Annotated in this window: 20 protein-coding genes and 1 pseudogene; 8 read left to right on the top strand and 13 right to left on the bottom strand. The window is 56.3% G+C overall.

The window, feature by feature from the left end:
• The 7 genes from GSQ93_RS08925 to GSQ93_RS08955 all read right to left on the bottom strand — a co-directional run bounded on the left by GSQ93_RS08925 (nt 1) and on the right by GSQ93_RS08955 (nt 4,171).
• Nucleotides 1–267: a phage holin family protein gene (locus GSQ93_RS08925; RefSeq protein WP_158935308.1), complete on the bottom strand. Its 267-nt coding sequence runs from the start codon at nt 265–267 to the stop codon at nt 1–3.
• A gap of 3 nt (nt 268–270) precedes the next feature.
• Nucleotides 271–609, bottom strand: coding sequence for a putative holin (locus GSQ93_RS08930; protein WP_062084921.1), 339 nt, complete (start codon nt 607–609; stop codon nt 271–273).
• 15 nt (nt 610–624) lie between these two features.
• The gene (locus tag GSQ93_RS08935; RefSeq protein WP_158935309.1) at nt 625–831 is read right to left on the bottom strand and encodes a tail protein X; all 207 of its coding nucleotides are present in this window, start codon (nt 829–831) and stop codon (nt 625–627) included.
• On the bottom strand, nt 831–1,322 hold the full coding sequence (locus GSQ93_RS08940) for a head completion/stabilization protein (protein WP_158935310.1): 492 nt from the start codon (nt 1,320–1,322) through the stop codon (nt 831–833). The genes GSQ93_RS08935 and GSQ93_RS08940 overlap by 1 nt, the downstream gene beginning before the upstream one ends.
• Nucleotides 1,323–1,442: 120 nt before the next feature.
• Nucleotides 1,443–2,102 (bottom strand): phage terminase small subunit, encoded by a 660-nt coding sequence (gene gpM, locus GSQ93_RS08945; RefSeq protein WP_158935344.1) that lies wholly within the window; start codon nt 2,100–2,102, stop codon nt 1,443–1,445.
• A gap of 2 nt (nt 2,103–2,104) precedes the next feature.
• Nucleotides 2,105–3,109: a phage major capsid protein, P2 family gene (locus tag GSQ93_RS08950; protein WP_158935311.1), complete on the bottom strand. Its 1,005-nt coding sequence runs from the start codon at nt 3,107–3,109 to the stop codon at nt 2,105–2,107.
• A gap of 45 nt (nt 3,110–3,154) precedes the next feature.
• On the bottom strand, nt 3,155–4,171 hold the full coding sequence (locus tag GSQ93_RS08955; protein WP_158935312.1) for a GPO family capsid scaffolding protein: 1,017 nt from the start codon (nt 4,169–4,171) through the stop codon (nt 3,155–3,157).
• Between the two features lie 162 nt (nt 4,172–4,333).
• Between GSQ93_RS08955 and GSQ93_RS08960 the strand changes: the two genes are divergently transcribed.
• Complete coding sequence (locus GSQ93_RS08960; protein ID WP_158935313.1) at nt 4,334–6,115, top strand: terminase ATPase subunit family protein; 1,782 nt, start codon at nt 4,334–4,336, stop codon at nt 6,113–6,115.
• Nucleotides 6,112–7,149, top strand: coding sequence for a phage portal protein (locus GSQ93_RS08965; protein WP_158935314.1), 1,038 nt, complete (start codon nt 6,112–6,114; stop codon nt 7,147–7,149). Before GSQ93_RS08960 ends, GSQ93_RS08965 begins: the two co-directional genes overlap by 4 nt.
• Nucleotides 7,150–7,275: 126 nt before the next feature.
• Here the strand turns inward: GSQ93_RS08965 and GSQ93_RS08970 are convergent, their stop codons facing one another.
• The 3 genes from GSQ93_RS08970 to GSQ93_RS08980 all read right to left on the bottom strand — a co-directional run bounded on the left by GSQ93_RS08970 (nt 7,276) and on the right by GSQ93_RS08980 (nt 8,852).
• Nucleotides 7,276–7,608, bottom strand: coding sequence for a hypothetical protein (locus GSQ93_RS08970; RefSeq protein ID WP_158935315.1), 333 nt, complete (start codon nt 7,606–7,608; stop codon nt 7,276–7,278).
• 345 nt (nt 7,609–7,953) lie between these two features.
• On the bottom strand, nt 7,954–8,481 hold the full coding sequence (locus GSQ93_RS08975; protein WP_158935316.1) for an ImmA/IrrE family metallo-endopeptidase: 528 nt from the start codon (nt 8,479–8,481) through the stop codon (nt 7,954–7,956).
• On the bottom strand, nt 8,481–8,852 hold the full coding sequence (locus tag GSQ93_RS08980; protein ID WP_158935317.1) for a helix-turn-helix domain-containing protein: 372 nt from the start codon (nt 8,850–8,852) through the stop codon (nt 8,481–8,483). Before GSQ93_RS08980 ends, GSQ93_RS08975 begins: the two co-directional genes overlap by 1 nt.
• 402 nt (nt 8,853–9,254) lie before the next feature.
• Here GSQ93_RS08980 and GSQ93_RS08985 point away from each other — a divergent pair, with 402 nt between their 5' ends.
• Both GSQ93_RS08985 and GSQ93_RS08990 read left to right on the top strand, forming a co-directional pair.
• A complete protein-coding gene (locus tag GSQ93_RS08985; protein ID WP_254073812.1) occupies nt 9,255–10,394 on the top strand; it encodes a site-specific DNA-methyltransferase in 1,140 nt (379 codons plus the stop codon).
• A complete protein-coding gene (locus GSQ93_RS08990; protein WP_158935318.1) occupies nt 10,391–11,251 on the top strand; it encodes a NotI family restriction endonuclease in 861 nt (286 codons plus the stop codon). The genes GSQ93_RS08985 and GSQ93_RS08990 overlap by 4 nt, the downstream gene beginning before the upstream one ends.
• Before the next feature lie 591 nt (nt 11,252–11,842).
• Here the strand turns inward: GSQ93_RS08990 and GSQ93_RS08995 are convergent.
• The 3 genes from GSQ93_RS08995 to GSQ93_RS09005 all read right to left on the bottom strand — a co-directional run bounded on the left by GSQ93_RS08995 (nt 11,843) and on the right by GSQ93_RS09005 (nt 13,013).
• The gene (locus tag GSQ93_RS08995; RefSeq protein ID WP_158935319.1) at nt 11,843–12,238 is read right to left on the bottom strand and encodes a type II toxin-antitoxin system VapC family toxin; all 396 of its coding nucleotides are present in this window, start codon (nt 12,236–12,238) and stop codon (nt 11,843–11,845) included.
• Complete coding sequence (locus GSQ93_RS09000) at nt 12,238–12,450, bottom strand: AbrB/MazE/SpoVT family DNA-binding domain-containing protein (protein WP_158935320.1); 213 nt, start codon at nt 12,448–12,450, stop codon at nt 12,238–12,240. The genes GSQ93_RS08995 and GSQ93_RS09000 overlap by 1 nt, the downstream gene beginning before the upstream one ends.
• A gap of 140 nt (nt 12,451–12,590) precedes the next feature.
• Nucleotides 12,591–13,013: a type II toxin-antitoxin system HicB family antitoxin gene (locus tag GSQ93_RS09005; RefSeq protein WP_158935321.1), complete on the bottom strand. Its 423-nt coding sequence runs from the start codon at nt 13,011–13,013 to the stop codon at nt 12,591–12,593.
• A gap of 140 nt (nt 13,014–13,153) precedes the next feature.
• Between GSQ93_RS09005 and GSQ93_RS09010 the strand changes: the two are divergent.
• The 4 genes and pseudogenes from GSQ93_RS09010 to GSQ93_RS09025 form a co-directional block, all read left to right on the top strand.
• Nucleotides 13,154–13,636 (top strand): annotated as a pseudogene (locus tag GSQ93_RS09010) (terminase); the annotation flags it as partial.
• On the top strand, nt 13,633–14,670 hold the full coding sequence (locus GSQ93_RS09015) for a phage portal protein (protein ID WP_158935323.1): 1,038 nt from the start codon (nt 13,633–13,635) through the stop codon (nt 14,668–14,670). The pseudogene GSQ93_RS09010 and the gene GSQ93_RS09015, both read left to right, overlap by 4 nt.
• Before the next feature lie 2,259 nt (nt 14,671–16,929).
• Nucleotides 16,930–17,199, top strand: a complete 270-nt coding sequence (locus GSQ93_RS09020) for a helix-turn-helix domain-containing protein (RefSeq protein WP_158935324.1) — start codon at nt 16,930–16,932, stop codon at nt 17,197–17,199.
• Entirely contained in the window at nt 17,196–18,560 is a 1,365-nt protein-coding gene (locus tag GSQ93_RS09025; protein ID WP_158935325.1) for a HipA domain-containing protein, read from the top strand. Before GSQ93_RS09020 ends, GSQ93_RS09025 begins: the two co-directional genes overlap by 4 nt.
• Nucleotides 18,561–18,647 lie beyond the last annotated feature (87 nt).

An 18,647-nucleotide genomic window follows, 5' to 3' on the forward strand; every position in this document is an offset into this window, starting at 1 on the left:
TTATCCGCTCCTAAGTAGACGCGCGACATTGCCCCGCGCGCCGAAAACCAGAATCGTGAAAAGGATCGCCCGCACGGCTTCGAATATGCCGATCGCCTTAGCGTGGATCGCCAGCTCGATCGCAGAGCCGCCCAGGACCACGAGCAAGAGCCATGCAAACCAGGCGACGTGATGCCGATAGCGCGCCCCGTCTCGGCGGTAAGTGAGGATGCGAAACGCCGCGATGATGTAGGCGATTAGCGCGATCAATGCGAGAGGGTTGTGCATAGGTCAGCCCCTTTTGAACAACGCCAACAGGTCGAACGTTTTCACTCGCTCGATCAGTTGAAGCGTTACCGTGATCGCCAGCGCGGCCGCGAAGAAAGCAGCAACGCCCGTGCTCTTTATCGGCGTCCACTGCACGACATCGGACGCGGCCAGGTATCCGGCAATAGTCGAAATCACCAGGTAGGCGAAACGCTTGCCGATCGATAAGTCTTTCGAGGTCACGACGACGAGCGCGGCGCCGGTGAATGCGCCGATCAGTGCGTTACCGTCGACGCCAGGAAACAAGCTGGCAATGCCAATGCTGGCCGATGCGACGGCGAGCGCGGTACTAGGTTCGGCCATACGGCGCACTCCTGGTTAATCCCAAAGTTTTACGGTTGAGATGGTTGGTTGATCGTTCGGTGCATCTGGCAAGTCGACGGCTTGGCCGTGCGGCAATATCGGGCCGAGGTCGGCAAGCCCCGCATTCAATTCGAGGGTTGCCTCCACGACGCCGCGCGTGCGTCCGTAGTGGCGAAAGCAAAGGGCGTCGACGGTATCGCCCTGTTGTGCATAAACGCGCATCAGATCAGCTCTATCGTTGTGCGCGAGAGGCCGCGCATATCGTTGATCGCGTGGCGCGCGTTGCGGCGATCGGCGTCGATCGTTGTCACCAGCTCGTCGGCATCAGCGACGCCCGACCTCGTGCTATCGAAGTCGCGATATTTTTCGGTCAGGTCCGCACGCGCGAGGAAATAGACCGCACGGCGATATCGCGCGAGCTGCACACTCTCGCCGCCGATTTTGTCGGCCGGCAGTTCGGCCAGGCTTGCGGCGTTCGCGGCCTGGTGCGCAGCTCGCCAGGTCGACAGCTCGCGATTTACTTCGTCGATTGCGGCGATCACCGCATCGCGCAAGCGGGCATGTGTCACGGTGCCATCGAGGCGCACCGCTTCGCGCATGGCGGCCAGGTCAACAGGCGGAAACCAATCGATGTTTTCGACAATCAGCGACGCGGCCGGCGGGTTCGGTTCGGGGGTAATGCTCGGCGCGGCGATCGCGTTAAAACTCGTCATGGTTTCAGCTCGGAAAATGTGGGCGGTGGGCCGGCGTCGGAAATGCGTAACCATCAGGCATTGCATTTCGTCGGCCGGCGCCGCCCAGCCGGGGGGGGCTAGTTACGTGCGGTCGGCGGTTCAGCCGGCCGCATTGCTCGCTTTCTCAATACGAGCAATGTCTTGCTTTACGCCGACGCGCGAATCGAGTTCGAGCGCACGGCGTAGGTGTTGGAGGGCGAGCGCGCTATCGATGCTTTGCACGGCGTAGCCGATTGCTTTGTGCATCTTGGCGCGCACCTGGTCGTGCATATCGGCCGGCGCGGTGAGTTCCGCGACTTCGCCGAGCTGCACGAAATCGATCGCAATGCCCTTTTTGAAATCCGCGAGTGCAGCCTCGGCGAATTCCTCGGCGATCGCGGTCGCGAGCGGCCGGTCGTATTGATCGGGCAAGGTCATTCGATGTTTGATCGCGTACCGCGCGATATCGAGCGCGCCGGCGTAGTCGCCCGCATCGATGCGCCAGATCATCACCGTAGTTAAAACGTCGTCTTGAGCGCCCCGCCCGCCACTCAACGCGCCGGCCACGTAGTCGACGTAATCGGGTAACAGCTCGTCGCGCTTTACCTTGATCTTTTGCTCGATCGAGGCAATCGATTTCAAGCGGCGCCGATCGGTCGACAGCTTTACAAGCATCAGCTCATAGGCGTTTGCGCCGGCGAGGGATTCGCCAGGCGCGGCCGAGGCCGCAGCTTGTTCGGCCGACACGCGTTCAAAATGGCGTTGGGCGGGGCTTTTCATCATTAGACCGCCGTGATGTTTTCGACCATGCAACCGGCGCCGAAATCTTCGACGACATACGCATCGTTGCTCGATTCGAAGTTCTCGATACGGTCGCGCTTGGCGTTGTCGACGATCGTGCGACGGCGTGCGCCCTCTTGCCAGTAGATCGACAAGTTATCGAGGCGTTGCACCATCATGGCGTTGGCCGGGAAGTAAGGAACGGACACAGCCGGCAAGCCGCCGATGCGCTTCTGACTCACGATCATGTCGGCCGCCGCTTGCTCGGTCGGTTTGTTGTCCTGGTTCAAAATCGGGAAATACTTATCGTGCAGCAGCTCGCGGCCGCAGATCACGACGAGCGCCGTATCCTCGCGGTGCCATGCGTCCACCAGGCTATTCACCGCGTCATACACCAGGGCGTCGAGGTTCGCGTAATCACCGCCGGCGCCGACTTGTACCTTATCGGCGGCCTTGCCGTGATCCATCACGCGGGCCGCAGCTTGATCGCGATACGCTTGCAGCCATCCGATATTCACGTCTTGCAGCAAGGGGTTTGTGCCGCGATTGGACGTCGCCGCGCGCGTCTTGCCGTTGAATCCGATCGTGATGCGATCGAGCGCCATGCGTTGCACGATCGCGTCGCGTAAGCGGGTTTGAAAGTCCGCAAACTTCGCCCAGGCGTCGAGCTTCGCATACGGCACATGCGAATCGAAGTTCGTTTGCGAGGCGAAATACTTGTGCGAGTCGATATCGGTCGGGTCGGTCGTTTCGCGGTCTTTCACCTTCGTGTCGGTGGTGCTCGCGATCGGGCCGCCGATGCCGAGGCCGAGCTTTTCGCCCTGTTGTTCCGATACCGGCATCACGTTGATTTTCGACAGGAACGTGCTCGATTCCTGCATGCGCGTTTCGAGCTTTTGTTGCACGCTCGGGTCGACCGCAAACTTAGCGGCCGCGCTCGGCACGCCGTTGAGCTGCGCGATTGCTTCCAGGTAGGCATTGAAAGCGAGGCGGGTTTTGTTCTGCATGTTGTGTGTTACTCCAAGGGTCGAGGAAGTGCCGAGGGCGTCGGTTTAGCAGTCGGTTTTGATATCGGCGTTGGCGCCGGTTGCAGCCGGCCGCAGGGGGTGCCCGTTGCCGGTTGTCGAGAGCTGTGTTTGCAACTCTGCGAACGCTTGGCGATCGCGCTCGCCGGCGGCCGTCAGCTCGGCGACGGTCTCTTGCAGCGCGGCCAATGTCGCCGCCTGTTCGTTACCGTGCGTGGCGATCGCTTCGACCGCTTGCGTTACGTCAGCGAATCGCGTGTCGTCTTTCGCGCCCTTCTCTTTCGCGATGCCGAGCAGCTCGGCAACGCGAGCGAACAGCGAGGGCGTAGCCGGCGCCGGGTCCGCTTCCAGCTCGATCACTGTTTCGTCGGCGACCGTAAAGAGGTTCGTCGGGCTTACCTTGCGACTTGCGAACGGCGAGGCCGCCGGGTTTTGAGCTGCGAAGGAAAGGATTTCAGTGCCGAGGCTCGCGGGGCTATCGGTCACGGCCAGGCCGATCAAATAGGCTTGCTTGGTGTCGGCGAAAGACGGGTCGACTTCGCACGAGGTATAGATTTTTTGCTTGGCCTTCGTCAGTGCGACGAGTTCGGGCGTCGGTGCAATTTGCGCATAGAGGCCGAGCTTTCCAGCGAGCACGCCCGTTTCGTCGCGGGTTTCGAGTGCGAGAACGTCGCCGTATGCCTTGAACGGGCCATCGGGAATGATGCCGCGATAGTGTTCGAGATTCAGGCGTGCGCCGTACAGCTCAGGGCTGTAGTTCTTCGCCATTTGCGTGAGCCATTCGCGCGAAATGTTGCGGCCGTCCGTGGTCGCGCCTTCGACAGCGATGCGGAAAAACTTCGTTGCCGCATGCTTCACTGTGTCGGCGTTCGGGCCGGCCAGTGCGATTGATCCGATGCCGAGGGCGCCCAGGCCATGCGCGGCAAAATCGATCGGTGCAAGTACGGTGCTCACGGCGAGCGTCGCCGCGTGTGCGTCCATTGTGAAAGCGAACGCGATCGCCGCAACGGCGAACGACATAAGCGACAGCTTGCGAGATTGCATCGTTAGGTCTCCAACAGGGTTATTACAGGGTCGTTTAAGGGTTCAACGTGGGTTCACATATTGCGTTCGAGGGCGCAATGTCTCAATGGGCGGCGAGTGTTTTCGCTTTGGATACAAACACTTAGCCCCCTTGCGCGCGCGCGTCGCGGGTACGCTTGCCGCATGCTAGAAACTGCCGACATTGCCCCCGTTCTGGAAAACAACGCCGATCCTCGCCGTATAGCCCGCGCGCTCTACTGGCAGGGTTGGCGCGTCTCGTCGATTGCGAAACACATTGGAGAAAAACGCCCTACGGTCGAGGCATGGAAACAGCGCGACAAGTGGGCCGATGCGCCGGCGATCGAGCGCATAGAGGCATCGCTAGAAACACGCATGGCGGTGCTTATCGCGAAGGATGAGAAAGACGGCCGCGACTTCAAAGAGATCGACTTGCTAGGCCGCCAGGTTGAACGCCTGGCGCGCGTGCGTAAGTACGGCGAGACGGGGAAAGAAAGCGACTTGAACCCGAATATCGAGGCGCGCAACACGGCGCCCCGAAAAGAGAAGGCAACGCGTAACGCGATCAGCGACGATCAGGCGCAGCAGATTCGCGAGGCCTTTCTCGATTCGTTGTTCGATTATCAAAAGGTCTGGTATCGCCAAGGGCATCAGCGAACCCGCAACATCCTCAAGTCGCGCCAGATAGGCGCTACCTGGTATTTCGCACGCGAGGCCTTAGACGACGCGATCAACACGGGCCGTAATCAGATTTTCTTGTCGGCCAGCAAGGCGCAGGCGCACGTTTTCAGGCAGTACATATGCCAGTTCGCCCGCGAGGCCGCAGACGTTGAATTGACCGGCGAGCCGATCGTTTTGCCGAATGAGGCGATCCTTTATTTTCTCGGCACGAACGCGCGCACCGCGCAGAGCTATCACGGCAATTTTTATTTCGATGAATATTTTTGGGTTGGAGGATTCCAACAGCTCAACAAAGTCGCCTCCGGTATGGCGATGCACAAGCAATGGAGAAAGACGTATTTTTCAACGCCTTCGAGCATAGGCCACGGCGCCTATACGTTTTGGAGTGGCGAGCATTACAACAGGGGGCGCGCAAAGGTCGACCATTTGCATATGGACGTAACGCATAAGATGCTCGCCGGTGGGCGTCTCTGCGAGGACAGGCAATGGCGCCAGATTGTGACGGTCGAGGATGCCGTGCTCGGCGGTTGCGACTTGTTCGATGTCGACGAGCTGCGCCTTGAATACAGCGCCGAGGAATACGCAAACCTGTTGATGTGCCAGTTTATCGACGATACCGCGTCGATTTTCCCGCTCGCCGACTTGCAACGCTGCATGGTCGATTCCTGGGATGAATGGGCCGATGACTTCAAACCGTTCGCCGCTCGGCCGTTCGGATATCGCCCGGTTTGGGTAGGTTATGACCCTGCCCTATCGGGCGATTCCGCCGGCCTTATCGTGCTCGCACCGCCGGCCGTGCCTGGTGGCAAGTTCCGCGTGCTGCATAAGTGCCAATGGCGCGGCATGGATTTCGAGGCCCAGGCCGAGGCTATTCGCCAAGTCACACAGCAATACAACGTGACGTATATGGCGATCGATACGACAGGCATCGGCCAGGGCGTTTATCAGCTTGTGCGCCAGTTCTACCCGCACGCCGTCGCGCTCAATTACTCGCCTGAAGTGAAAGGCCGCTTGGTGCTCAAAGGCTTAAACGTGATCGGCAAGGGCCGGCTCGAATTCGATGCCGGTTGGACTGATTTAGCTCAGTCGTTTATGGCGATCCGAAAGACGATGACGGCGAGCGGCAAGAAAGTCACGTATGAGGCCAGCAGGAATGAGGAAACAGGCCACGCGGATTTAGCGTGGGCGTGTCTGCACGCGCTCGGTAACGAGCCGTTAGAAGGCATCACCGCAAACAATACCGGCTTTATGGAGTTCTCAAATTGAGTAAGCGCAGACAGCACACGCACGCCGCACCGCCGGCCGCACTTTCAAACCCGCCAAAGGCCGAGGCCTTTACGTTCGGCGACGCCATGCCAGTGATGGACCGCGCCGAAATACTCGATTACGTCGAGACGTGGGCCGCCGGCCAATGGTTTGAACCGCCGGTGTCGCCCGCCGGCCTGGCGAAATCGTTTCGAGCTGGTGTACATCACAGCTCGGCGATTTACTTTAAACGCAACGTGCTTTCGGCCACGTTCATTCCTCACAAGTTGCTCACGCGCGAGGAATTCGATAAGTGGTCGCTCGATTTCCTGGTGTTCGGCAATGGGTATCTTGAGCGGCAAAAGTCGAGGCTCGGCGGAACGCTCGCGCTCAAACGCGCCCCGTCGAAATACTTGCGCCGGTCGACAGACTTGCAGAGGTTTTACCAGGTCAACGGGTGGCAACAGCAACACGAGTTCGAGGTCGGCTCGATCCATCATTTGATGGAACCAGACATTAATCAGGAGGTGTACGGCTTACCCGAATATCTCGGCGCCCTACACGCGGCCTGGTTGAATGAGTCGGCGACGCTCTTTCGCCGGCGGTATTACGAGAATGGTTCGCACGCGGGTTTCATCCTGTACATGACCGATGCGGCGCAAAGTCAAACCGATGTCGACAACATGCGCGAGGCTTTGAAGAACAGCAAGGGGCCAGGCAATTTCCGAAACCTTTTCATGTACGCGCCGAACGGCAAGAAAGATGGCATCCAGCTCATACCGGTGTCTGAGGTCACGGCAAAGGATGAGTTTTTTAACATCAAGAATGTGACGCGCGATGACTTGCTCGCGGCGCACCGCGTACCGCCGCAGCTTTTGGGAATTGTGCCGAGCAATACCGGCGGTTTTGGAGCGGCCGACACGGCGGCAAAGGTGTTCGGTGCAAATGAAATCGAACCGTTGCAGAGGCGATTCGCACAGATCAATGAGTGGCTTGATGATGAGGTAGTGCGCTTCAGGACGTATTCGATTGGAGAACCAAAGCTCGACCAGTAGGCCCATTTTCGACAGTGGCGGGTACAGGCATCGGGCGTCCAGCTGTTGGCGCGCTGGCGTTTTCGTTGAGATCTTGCGACAAAAAAGGCGGCTCGCTAGAGCCGCCATGAGCATGCATTGGCAGTATCAAACGCCCAAGTAGTGCGGTTGCCGCGCTGTCGTTTCCACGGAACTGAAGTCGTCTTCGAAATGTGCTAAAAGCATCTCGATAAATCTGCCGTGGTAAACACCGTAGACAACCTTTGTTAGGACTTGGTTTTTGTTTTGAATGAGCGTTAATCGCAACGCCCCAGCCTCAACCGTAGGCCGCAACCAGGCCTTGTAAAGCCACTGCGGTGGCGTATGACAAAAGTCACCGTCACTGTCATACGTCCACGTTTCGATCTTGTTAGTATCGATGTCGTTTTTGATCGCCTTAAGGAGGGCGGCCGGATTGTTGACGCGAATTAGAATAGTCATAAAAGCCTTGTGAGTTGTCTAGTGGCGACCGCGAGACCCCCTCACGGTCGCCTGGAACTACTTAAACGCTTGGCGCGGATCGCCAGTGCTGACAGACATGTTCGAGTCGGCCCAGCCGGAATCGAACATAGCTGCTCACACGGACAATCTTGGGATGCAGGCTCTGTGCGAACATGCAACACCTCCGTAAAAGCATGCCCCGATAGAAACTCACAACTTGACTGTTCGGAATTGGATAACTACTATTCCGGTCGCACACAGGTAGGTCGCGAGAGAGCGCCAGGAGCAGTTTGGCGTTCCTTTGCTGGAGCGCATTGAGGAGCGTCAACTCTTCAATGCGCTTTTTCATTTTCCGGCCTCGTAGAGCTTAAGTTGGTAGTCCGCAGCTTCGTAGGAAACACCACACTGGTGCGCGACTTGGCTCGCGGTCATGCCGGTAACGAGGTGTTTGGGGACGAGAAGCTCCCCTTGAAAGGCTTTGGCCTGCCATTCAGGATCCTCGAACGACTTCAACGTGTCACCGAAATGGCGGTGCAACGCGGTAGACCGCGCATGTAACAGGTAGTGACCTGCTTCATGCGCAACCGTCCCTCGATCTCTGCCCTCGTCCGAGCAGGCTCGGTCGTAAATGTCCTCGCGAATCTTAATGGTGACCCAGTCGCCGTCCCTTTCGGTCAATCCGTGCGATTCCCCCAATTCATCGCGATCGGCAACTTCGAAGTGATATTGCTTATCTAGCAGCGGAAACGCGTGCTCAACCAACTGCAGAACCGGAAACCATAGCCGGCCTTCCAGGCCCAGCGATCGCCGAAGATCTTGGGCTACCGCCCGGATTTCGGAACGCTTCATCGGCAAAGCGCGGAAGGCGTGCATTACTTCTCTCCGTTCGGTTTGGACAAAAACATGCTTTGTCGCAGTTCATTCAATTCTTGATCTGACATCTCGTTGAATCGCCGCGCAAGCGCTACAGCTACGCCCCGGCGCAGTGCAGACGTTCCATCCAAATCGATAATTACACTGCGCTGAGATTCATCGATCGCTTGTCGAAGTTTTTCCGCTTCAATTTTGGGCAGCGCGTACATCGTGACAAGCCTACTGAACCATTCCCCCGGAATGCTCTTCCTGCCGGTTTCAACTGCGGACAAGAATGCGGAGGTGACTTGAAGTCGTACCGCCATGTCCCTGAGCAATTCTGAATGTTTTTGCCGCAGGCTCCTTACGTAATCGCCAAATGCAGTAATCATTGATGCTCCCCCTCGTGACTGCGTGGATTAATCCTAATAATTCATGTTAACCACATGAGGTTGATTGGTCAACCTCATGTGGTTAACTGTTGCAAAGCTGCACTCGGCAGAGAGAAGAGTGATGGGCCTATTCGTGAATAGGCAACGTGCAACCGCCAGGAAGTCATATGGCGCAGGGTTGCAGTCCCCTCCGCGCCTGCCAGGTTCTCTTAGGGGGCGCTTTTGATGCAGCAGCGGAAAACGCTTTGATGGGGCCACCATTGCGACCCGCCAGCATGGCTCCGACGGAAGGCAGATGCAATTTGATGCGCTCAACGATGACGGCTCGAAGGTCTAGCGGTTACCATTACCGCTAGTGAAGAACGACCGCCTGTCGGCTTACAAACTCTGTGGAGGATCCGCGTGGCGAAAACAATGACCCCGACGTTAGAGCACGGCATCGACGAACACGTCGCAGCGCGTGCCAGTGCATATTCAAACCGTGTCATCGATGACAATCATAGCGATGAGTTCGACACGTTTTCTAAGCGATCGGACTTAGCGCCATTACTCCTATTGGGCAACGCACTGGCTGTATTACAGGCGCTTCCGGACGCCTCTATTGATTGCGCCATGACGTCGCCACCTTATTGGGGGAAGAGGGAATACGATAGTGGCGGGATCGGAATGGAAAAAAACTATCGCGATTTCGTAGCAGACCTTGCCGCAATTGCGTCAGAGGTAAAGAGGGTTTTGAAGCCAGAGGGCTCGTTTTGGTTGAATTTGGGTGACACATACGTGGGGAAAGGACTTGTTGGCATCCCCTGGCGCGTGGCGTTTGAGCTGACGGACAATCAAGGTTGGATAATGCGAAATAGTGTCGTTTGGAATAAAGTAAAGAGTGGCATGGACAACTCTAAGGACCGCTTGGGCAATCTGCACGAAAACGTGTTCCATTTCGTAAAACAGGCGAAAGGTTATTATTATGATGCTGACTCCATTCGTGCCAATCCACGCCAGACAAAAATCGTAAACGGTGCCGTAGTATCGGGAACCGGAGTGTCCGGAGTGCGGTATAGAAGGCAGATCGAATTGTCAACGGCGCTCACGCTGGAAGAAAAGTCTGCCGCCACTTCTGCATTAAACGCGGTTTTAAACGATATTACGAATGGTCGGATTTCAGATTTTCGAATGATTATTCGAGGACAGCAACGGACGACTCATTCAGACGCGGAAAACGTATCTGGAAGAGCCAAGGAACTGAGAAGTAAAGGCTTCTATTTTCTCAAATATCATCCTAAAGGTAGCAAGCCGACCGACGTCTGGAACATCGTTCCGGAAGATACGCAAGGACGCGACGCTCATTTTGCTGCATATCCGGTCGACCTGTGTCGCATACCAATTTTGGCCACTTGTCCTGCCGGTGGCATCGTACTTGACCCATTTTGCGGGACAGGAACCACGCTTTACACGGCACGGATGTTAGAACGCCGATCAGTAGGCATCGATATATCTCGCCGATACCTTGAACTCACAGAAAGCCGGTGTGAATTATTAATATGACGAATAAAGTGGTGGAGCTTTTTGGGCACGCTGTTTCACGTAAAAACCTGAACTGGAATGAAGTGGCAGCAGCGCAGACTTGCGAATTTACTGGAAAGAAATGTTATAAAACTCGAAAAAGTAACCCATCGATATCGATTGGAACGTGTACTGTTAATTACGTGCAGGACAAGGAGTTAGGGGCAGTAGTAATTTGTCCAACCAGACTGGTTCAACGCCGGCAGATATTTATTGATTGTTTACACTTGCTTACGGGGCATGAGGTCGGTAATGAGCTGCATTTGCTCAAAGAGGTGAAAATTCCCGGGGGCAATGTCGATTTTTTTCTAGTCTCCGTTCGAGGCGGGCGCGTCTGCGATTTTGTCGGTATCGAACTACAGACACTTGATACTTCAGGGACGGTATGGCCGGAAAGGCAGCGCCTTCTGCGCGACTTAGGCGTTTCTCGCGCTGATAGCGCCGAAAATCTGGATACGTCTTTTGGCATGAATTGGAAGATGACTTCAAAGACAATTTTGGTTCAAATGCATCATAAAATCCAGACGTTCGAGCATTTGAACAAAAAGCTGGTCTTGGTGGTGCAAGATACGCTTGTGAATTATATGACTCGCCAATTTGATTTTGGTCACTTATCGAACCCAGCAACGCTGGCTAATTCGTTGCACATGCACGCGTATGGTCTGGCAAAGGAAGTAGGGGGGGACTACAAACTGAACTTGCATTCGCGACTTGGTACTGACGCCCTCGGCATTGCGCGTTGCCTAGGACTACAGGCTGAAGCGCGTGTTGAACTCGATGAAATTCTTCGCTTATTGCAGCGTCGGGTATCCGTGGCAACCTTATTCACGCCGATTTGACTCGATACTCGCAGGCGGTAGACGCATCAGGATTGCGCCGTAACGGGCCATAAGGTGGTTGATCCTCTACACCTAAATTGTACCTAGGGCAGTCCAGTTTAAGCTGGATTGCCCTTGATCCTCGTTCAGCTTGAATGTCCGCGTGGAAAGCTGATCGTCCCTTATGGGTTGCGAACGGACATGGGAAGCACGCGCTCTCGATAGACGGTGACGGGTCGACTAGGTACGTTCGCTAACGGTGGAGCGCCCGTAAATTTCGTGGCACTGGTTCGGCAGGGAGTGCGCAAAGCGCACTACACCTAAATTGCACCTGGAACGGTCCGTTTTGACCTTGATTCACCTTGTGCACCCTTGGTTTTACACTTTGCGAGTTGTGTAAGGCATTGATTTTAAAGGGTGCTGCTGGCGCTTGTACTCCTCCGAAGGCAGGGGTTGCTGGTTCGATCCCAGCCGGGCGCACCAATCTCCGTACCGATCTAGGTTCCCAACGTTTGCTCCGTTCCTCGGACTTCCAAGGACCGAGCACGTGGTGACTTCAGCTAGACACGTGGCAAAAAACGGGATCGGACCTGTCGGCGCCCGAGCAGACTCTCACGAGCGGGGCGGCTTTGGGAAAAACACGGTGTCCGGCAGACCGTTGAAATGTGCGTCACACGTAAGCAAATCCGCACCCTGCTGCCTTGCTGTCGCATAGACGATCGCATCGGCGGTCGCCAGTTTGTGTTCCCGATGCAATTCGGCCGCCAGCAACGCGATGGCCGTGTCCAACGGTACAACCGTACATTTCTGGGTGTAGGCAATAACTTGGTCGGCTTGTTCTTCACCGACCTCGCGCACCAGCCATTTCGACAATTCGAGCTGTACGATCGTCGGCACGATACAGCGAGACTTGTCCGGAAATTCCTTGCTCAGCTTCTTGCCTAGCGCACTGCCGACCAACCACTCGATCCAGGCCGACGTATCAATCACGCGCATTGATGTCGCCATTAGTACCGGTCCTCGCGGTCACGATAGTCGTCTTTCCTGGCACCCTTCGCGATGCCAGCCAATTGCTCCAATTCGGGTACGGGCATGAGTAGCACGCCTTTGCCCTTTGGAATGAACACGAAGTCTTGTCCGGCCTCCCAATGCTGTTCTTCACGAACCGCTTTGGGAATGGAGATCTGAAATTTGCTGGATAGCGTAGCGGTGGCGGGCATTGCCTTACCTTCTATTGATCGATATGAATTTGGTAAGAATACACCTGTTTTCCGTGGCATGCCGAGATGACGGGAGCGTCAGGTTACGTCGCTGCATCGTCCTCTGATTCGGATATGGGCGCCAATCTCCAGATTCACACTTATGCGGAGATCACGTTCAACTCTAAGCGCATGCCGAGCGCGGCGAGCGCCGATGCGACCGTGTCGATTTTCGTTGCATGTTCAAGGTCAATTACGCGGTTCACTTCCTGTGGCCGCGTGCGCATCCGGCGGGCCAACTCGGCGGGGGTGACTTGCTGCGCCAGCATCGCATTAAGCAACAGCACTTTCGCTGCAACGCTGGTGCGTAGTTTGACTAAGGTTTCGCCGTGCTTTGGTTCGGACGGTAGCGGAACCGGGCGTTTATCTTCGAAGTAAAAATCCATCGCGGTAGCCAGAGCATCGGCGGCCATCTCGGTAGCTTCCTCGCGCGTCTCGCCAGCAGTGATGGCTTCGGGAATATCGCGGAACGTAACCGTAAAACCAACCTCGTCGGCCTTGAGTCGGGCAGGGTAGCGGAACATTCTGTTCTCCTGTGTTTCGACAGCCATCGTTTAAGTTCGCTCTCTTCACTGGCATCCCGGTTCGTTGCGTCGCCCAAATACAAGCAAAAATGTTTATAGCAGCAATTGAGAAATGACGGCGTTTGCATGCGGCCGACGACGCACCGCCGGCCGTGCCTGGTGGCAAGTTCCGCGTGCTGCACAAGTGCCAATGGCGCGGTATGGATTTCGAGGCCCAGGCCGAGGCGATTCGCCAGGTCACGCAGCAATACAACGTGACGTATATGGCGATCGATACGACAGGCATCGGCCAGGGCGTGTATCAGCTCGTGCGCCAGTTCTACCTGCACGCGGTCGCGCTCAATTACTCGCCTGAAGTGAAAGGCCGCCTGGTGCTCAAAGGTCTAAACGTGATCGGCAAGGGCCGACTCGAATTCGATGCCGGTTGGACCGATTTAGCTCAGTCGTTTATGGCGATTCGCAAGACGATGACGGCGAGCGGCAAGAAAGTCACATATGAGGCCAGCAGGAACGAGGAAACAGGCCACGCGGATTTAGCGTGGGCGTGTCTGCACGCGCTCGGCAACGAGCCGTTAGAAGGCATCACCGCAAACAATACCGGCTTTATGGAGTTCTCAAATTGAGTAAGCGCAGACAGTACACGCACGCCGCACCGCCGGCCGCACCTTCAAACCCGCCCAAGGCCGAGGCCTTCACGTTCGGCGACGCCATGCCAGTGATGGACCGCGCCGAAATACTGGATTACGTCGAAACATGGGCCGCCGGCCAGTGGTTCGAGCCGCCGGTGTCGCTCGCCGGCCTGGCGAAATCGTTTCGAGCTGGTGTACATCACAGCTCGGCGATTTACTTTAAACGCAACGTGCTATCGGCCACGTTCATTCCGCACAAGTTGCTCACGCGCGAGGAATTCGATAAATGGTCGCTCGATTTCCTGGTGTTCGGCAATGGGTACATTGAGCGGCAAAAATCGAGGCTTGGCGGAACCCTCGCGCTCAAACGCGCACCGTCGAAATACTTGCGCCGGTCGACAGACTTGCAGAAGTTTTACCAGGTCAACGGGTGGCAACAGCAACACGAGTTCGAGGTCGGCTCGATCCATCATTTGATGGAACCGGACATTAATCAAGAGGTGTACGGCTTACCCGAATATCTCGGCGCGTTGCACGCGGCCTGGTTGAACGAGTCGGCGACGCTCTTTCGCCGGCGGTATTACGAGAACGGTTCGCACGCGGGTTTCATCCTGTACATGACCGATGCGGCGCAGAGTCAAACCGCTGTCGACAACATGCGCGAGGCTTTGAAGAACAGCAAGGGACCGGGCAATTTCCGAAACCTTTTCATGTACGCGCCGAACGGAAAGAAGGACGGCATCCAACTCATCCCCGTTTCGGAGGTCACGGCCAAAGATGAATTCTTCAACATCAAGAATGTGACGCGCGACGACTTGCTCGCGGCGCACCGCGTACCGCCGCAGCTCATGGGAATCGTGCCGAGCAATAGCGGCGGGTTTGGTGCGGCCGACATGGTGGCCGAGGTTTTCGGTGCGAACGAAATAGAGCCGTTGCAAAGACGTTTTGCGCAACTCAACGAGTGGTTCGGAGATGAGGTCGTGCGCTTCAGGCCCTATTCCATCAAGCCGCCGGACCGCGCTACGTAAGCGACGGGACCTTTCTTCCAAGCAGGCAATCTCGCCTACCGGCCACGTACCACCCGCCATTGGCTAAGATGTGAACTGCCAGAGGATGGATCAGCGATAAGGCGCGTGCTACAGCGCGTGCCTATGCTTAAGCAGTTGTAAGTCCCTCTCGAACTGTTCGGCCATTGATTGGGTGTAAATACGCGTGATGTAACCCAAGTTTTGAAAAATAACAATCTTACTAAGATCCGCTTGCCGTTGACTCCAAGTCACCCCATCGGTCACTAAGAGGAAATCCATATTAGGAGTCTTGGCTTTCGATATTTTCTCAATATCGCCTATTAGTCGCTCTTCGAGCCGGTCGCCCCGTATGCTTTGGTTTCGATAAGAATACGAGGGTCAGCGGCCGATGGGATCGCAATATCGCACTTCGCAACTCGTCCTTCTTGGCCGACAAAATTGCAACGTAAAGCATAGGTAGCAAATGTGCGCTTTACTATATTCTCAACGAAGGTTTCCCTTACGACTTGTTTGCGTAACCGGTTCTTACGGCGGGATTGCTTCTGATGTAGGCGTTCAGTCCACTGCCTTGAATTGCTAAATTCTTCATAGCCTCGACGTGGATGGCACCTGGCTTTACATAAGTGTAAGAATAATTTCTGATCGCTCCGAGTTTGAATTGAACATTGATGAAGTCCGGTCCTATCTCGTAGGACGCAACCCCTGAATCCCCGTGCAGATTTTTATAAGCTGGAATTTTTGCCATCCTTCTTTGAGTGCGTGGCGTAGTTGCCGATTGAAGGATAGGTTAACTTAGGGCAGTCGACCGCATAAAATCATATCAATCGCAACGCCCTTGGCCTATCGCTGTGCAACGGTCCGAAATAAAGGGGCTTCGTCGCAAGGTAACGGCGCACAAAGATTTAGTCGGGAACAGCTCGCATCGTTCGGCAGTGACGGCGCGAGCAATTTTGTTGCACGAGCGACCACGAAGCGTTGGTATGCTGATTACAGATTTATTTTCGTGATGAGGGGGGGAAGTGGACGTTCTTGGTATCGAGCCTAAAATTTGGTTTCCAGTGGTCACCCTGATAGTCGGCGGCGTATTAAAGGGGGCAGGTGATCTTGTGACGCATCGTAGAACCACTGATAGGGAGCGTGAGGCTCGCCAAGAACAACGGCGCGATACTGCGCGCATCAGGCGGATCGATTTCCAGCGCACTACGTTACTTGAACTGCAAGAGGTAAGTCAGGGACTTGTGCGAAGTACGGTGACATTGCACCTTGAGGATACTGAGGGGTTTCGCAAGACCGGTGATTGGGGAAAGACCCCGACGTCCGAGGTAGCTAACGAGGGGGCGAGGGCTGGGCATGCGGGCTTATCGAAGCTACAGAGTCGTGTGCGAAATGAAGCCGTCAGGCGGTTAGCCCAAGAGCTGTCTTCGGCATGTACGTCCGTGACTACTGCGCGCTCCGAGGAACATGCGAACAACGCATTTAGGCAAATGGCCGATGCTCCGATTGAACTCAATGAACAGATTGGAATCGTGCTTCGTACTCTTGAGGACGAAGAGGACGGCGTCTTGGAGTCCCCACTTGCCTAAGAATGGCCGCGCGCCCAATGCAGCTAATTTGCAGCTTGGGGCAGCATAAATTGGCCTTTGTTAAGTTTAATTAGCCTTGGTTTTACGTTGTGCGAGTTGCGCAAGTCATTGAGTTATAACGAGATATTTGCTCGCGTTTAAAACTCCGAAGGCAGGGGTTGCTGGTTCGATCCCAGCCGGGCGCACCAATCCCATCAGAAACTTACACCGCTGTCGCTCTCTGCCGTCAAAGAGCTCTGGGGCGGAGCAATTCTGCTGCAGCTTGTGCAGTTCTCTTGCGTCACACCCCGTCCTATTAGTCGCCGGTAATGATGCCGCTGCGCTTTGCCGATTGGTACTTCGCTCCCCCGCCTCCAATGGCCCGACAAGGGACAAAATCTTGGACAGCGCTTGCGCGAAGGATCCGGTATAGCTTGGGCTGCATGCACCCACCAAAGCTCTCGCACGCCGAGTTGTTCTGGTATTACCGGAACAATTGTCGCGAGCAACCAATCGGCGACGGTTATTCCCAAAAAATAGGAACTATTCGCCGCAGCCGTCATCTTTTACCAATATTCTGATATTGTCGAAACAATGCCGTGAAATCGCGCAGCTCCTTCTATCTTCCTGCAATATCAGAACTATGGCCCGCCCTCTGCCTCGCCCGCTCGCCAATACGGAACCACTCGCCCGCGATATGACCGCTCTGGGCCTGCTTGTGCGCAACAGGCGCGCACAAAGTGAAATGCGCATTGACGATGCAGCTGGCATGGTGGGCGTCTCCACTGATGTGCTGTCCCGGTTGGAAAACGGCAAGTCGGTGAGCCTGGACAAGCTTTTCAAGGTGCTGGAGGGTATGGGACTAACAATGCTCATCATGACAAAGAGCGAGGCGGCGGATGTGCTCCGGTCGCATAAGGAGCAGTCCGTAGCCGGCAGTTCTCACCCAGAGGAGAACGCCCGATGATGCATACGCTTAAGGTCACGACCCAAGGCGAGAGCGTCGGTCATCTCGGCTTTGACGCTCTGCAGGACCAGTACAGTTTCAGGTACGACGCAGTCTGGCAGGAGCGCAGAGGGGCCTTTCCGCTTTCGCCGCACATTCCACTTTCCGGGCGGGCGCCGGCCGCCGGTACCGTACACCGGTTCATCGCCAACCTGCTACCGGAAGGGCGGGCATTGGAGGTGGCTTCGGCCGTGTATCAGATGTCGAAGGACAATGCCTACGGCCTGATTCGCATGCTCGGCAAAGAGCCCGTTGGCGCATTGAGTTTTCTTGCTGAGGCGCCGCCGGGCGAACTGTCAGAAGACGCTCAAGGGACGGACGGTAAGCCCATCCGGCGGCAAATTCCTGACGAGGAGTTGAGCGCACGCATCCGCGAGCGAGATGTCATTCCGTTCCCGGTGTGGGATAAAAAGGTTCGCCTGTCCGTTGCTGGTTTTCAGGACAAGCTTCAGGTGATGGTGGAGGGCGACAGGCTCTCGCTGGTTGACGGTTCGCTCAGCTCGACACACATCCTGAAACCGGAGCCGCGCAATGCGTCCACGCCATTCATGGTGGCCAACGAGCACTACTGCATGACGCTCGCAGCGCGCATGAAGCTGCTCGTAGCGCCGGTGGCCATCCGTCGTATTCCCGAGCCGATACTGCTCATCGAGAGGTTTGACCGCAAGGCTACGGTTGACGCGTCGGATGGCGTCGCCATTCAGGCCGTGCGCCGGCTGCACGTTATCGACAGCTGCCAGGCCCTGGACCTACCGGTAACGTTCAAGTACGAACGCAACTTCGGCAATACGCCGGATGTTCGCAACATTCGGGAGGGCGTGAGCTTCGAGAAGCTGTTCTCGCTGACACCGTATCTGGATAACCCCGCGGCTGCTCGGACCTTCATGGTCCGATGGGCACTGCTGCAATTGCTCATCGGTAATAGCGATGCGCACGGCAAGAACCTCGCCTTCTTCGTGAACAGTGCCGGTCTGGTGCCCGCGCCGCTCTACGACCTTGTCTCTATCAACGTGTACGGTGAGAACGTCGAGCAGGACATGGCGATGGGTTATGGCGATGCCTTCCGTCTCGAGGACATTACCGCATTTGCGCTCGCGGACTTTGCCCATCGCACCGGCACGCGGCCATCGTTCCTTGCGCGCGAGATGACGCGCATGGCGCAGGCCGCGCTGAAATTTGCGCCGGAGCTCGCCAGCTCGGACGCGTACGTTGACGAAGAACGTGCACTGGTGCAGCAGGTGTCGGATTTCGTCTGCGCGCAGGCGAACCACCTACTGCGCCTGGCGCCGATGGTGCTCGAGGTTGATATGCAATTGTTCTAAGCTGCCTGGAATGACGTTTTGCGTGTATCCCGGGCACGCCTTCCGTGAGCAGGCGGTGCGGGAAGACGCCGCGGCGGAGCGAGCGAT

Source organism: Burkholderia sp. S171 (assembly GCF_009766085.1).
In the GTDB taxonomy this organism is placed as follows: Bacteria; Pseudomonadota; Gammaproteobacteria; order Burkholderiales; family Burkholderiaceae; genus Caballeronia.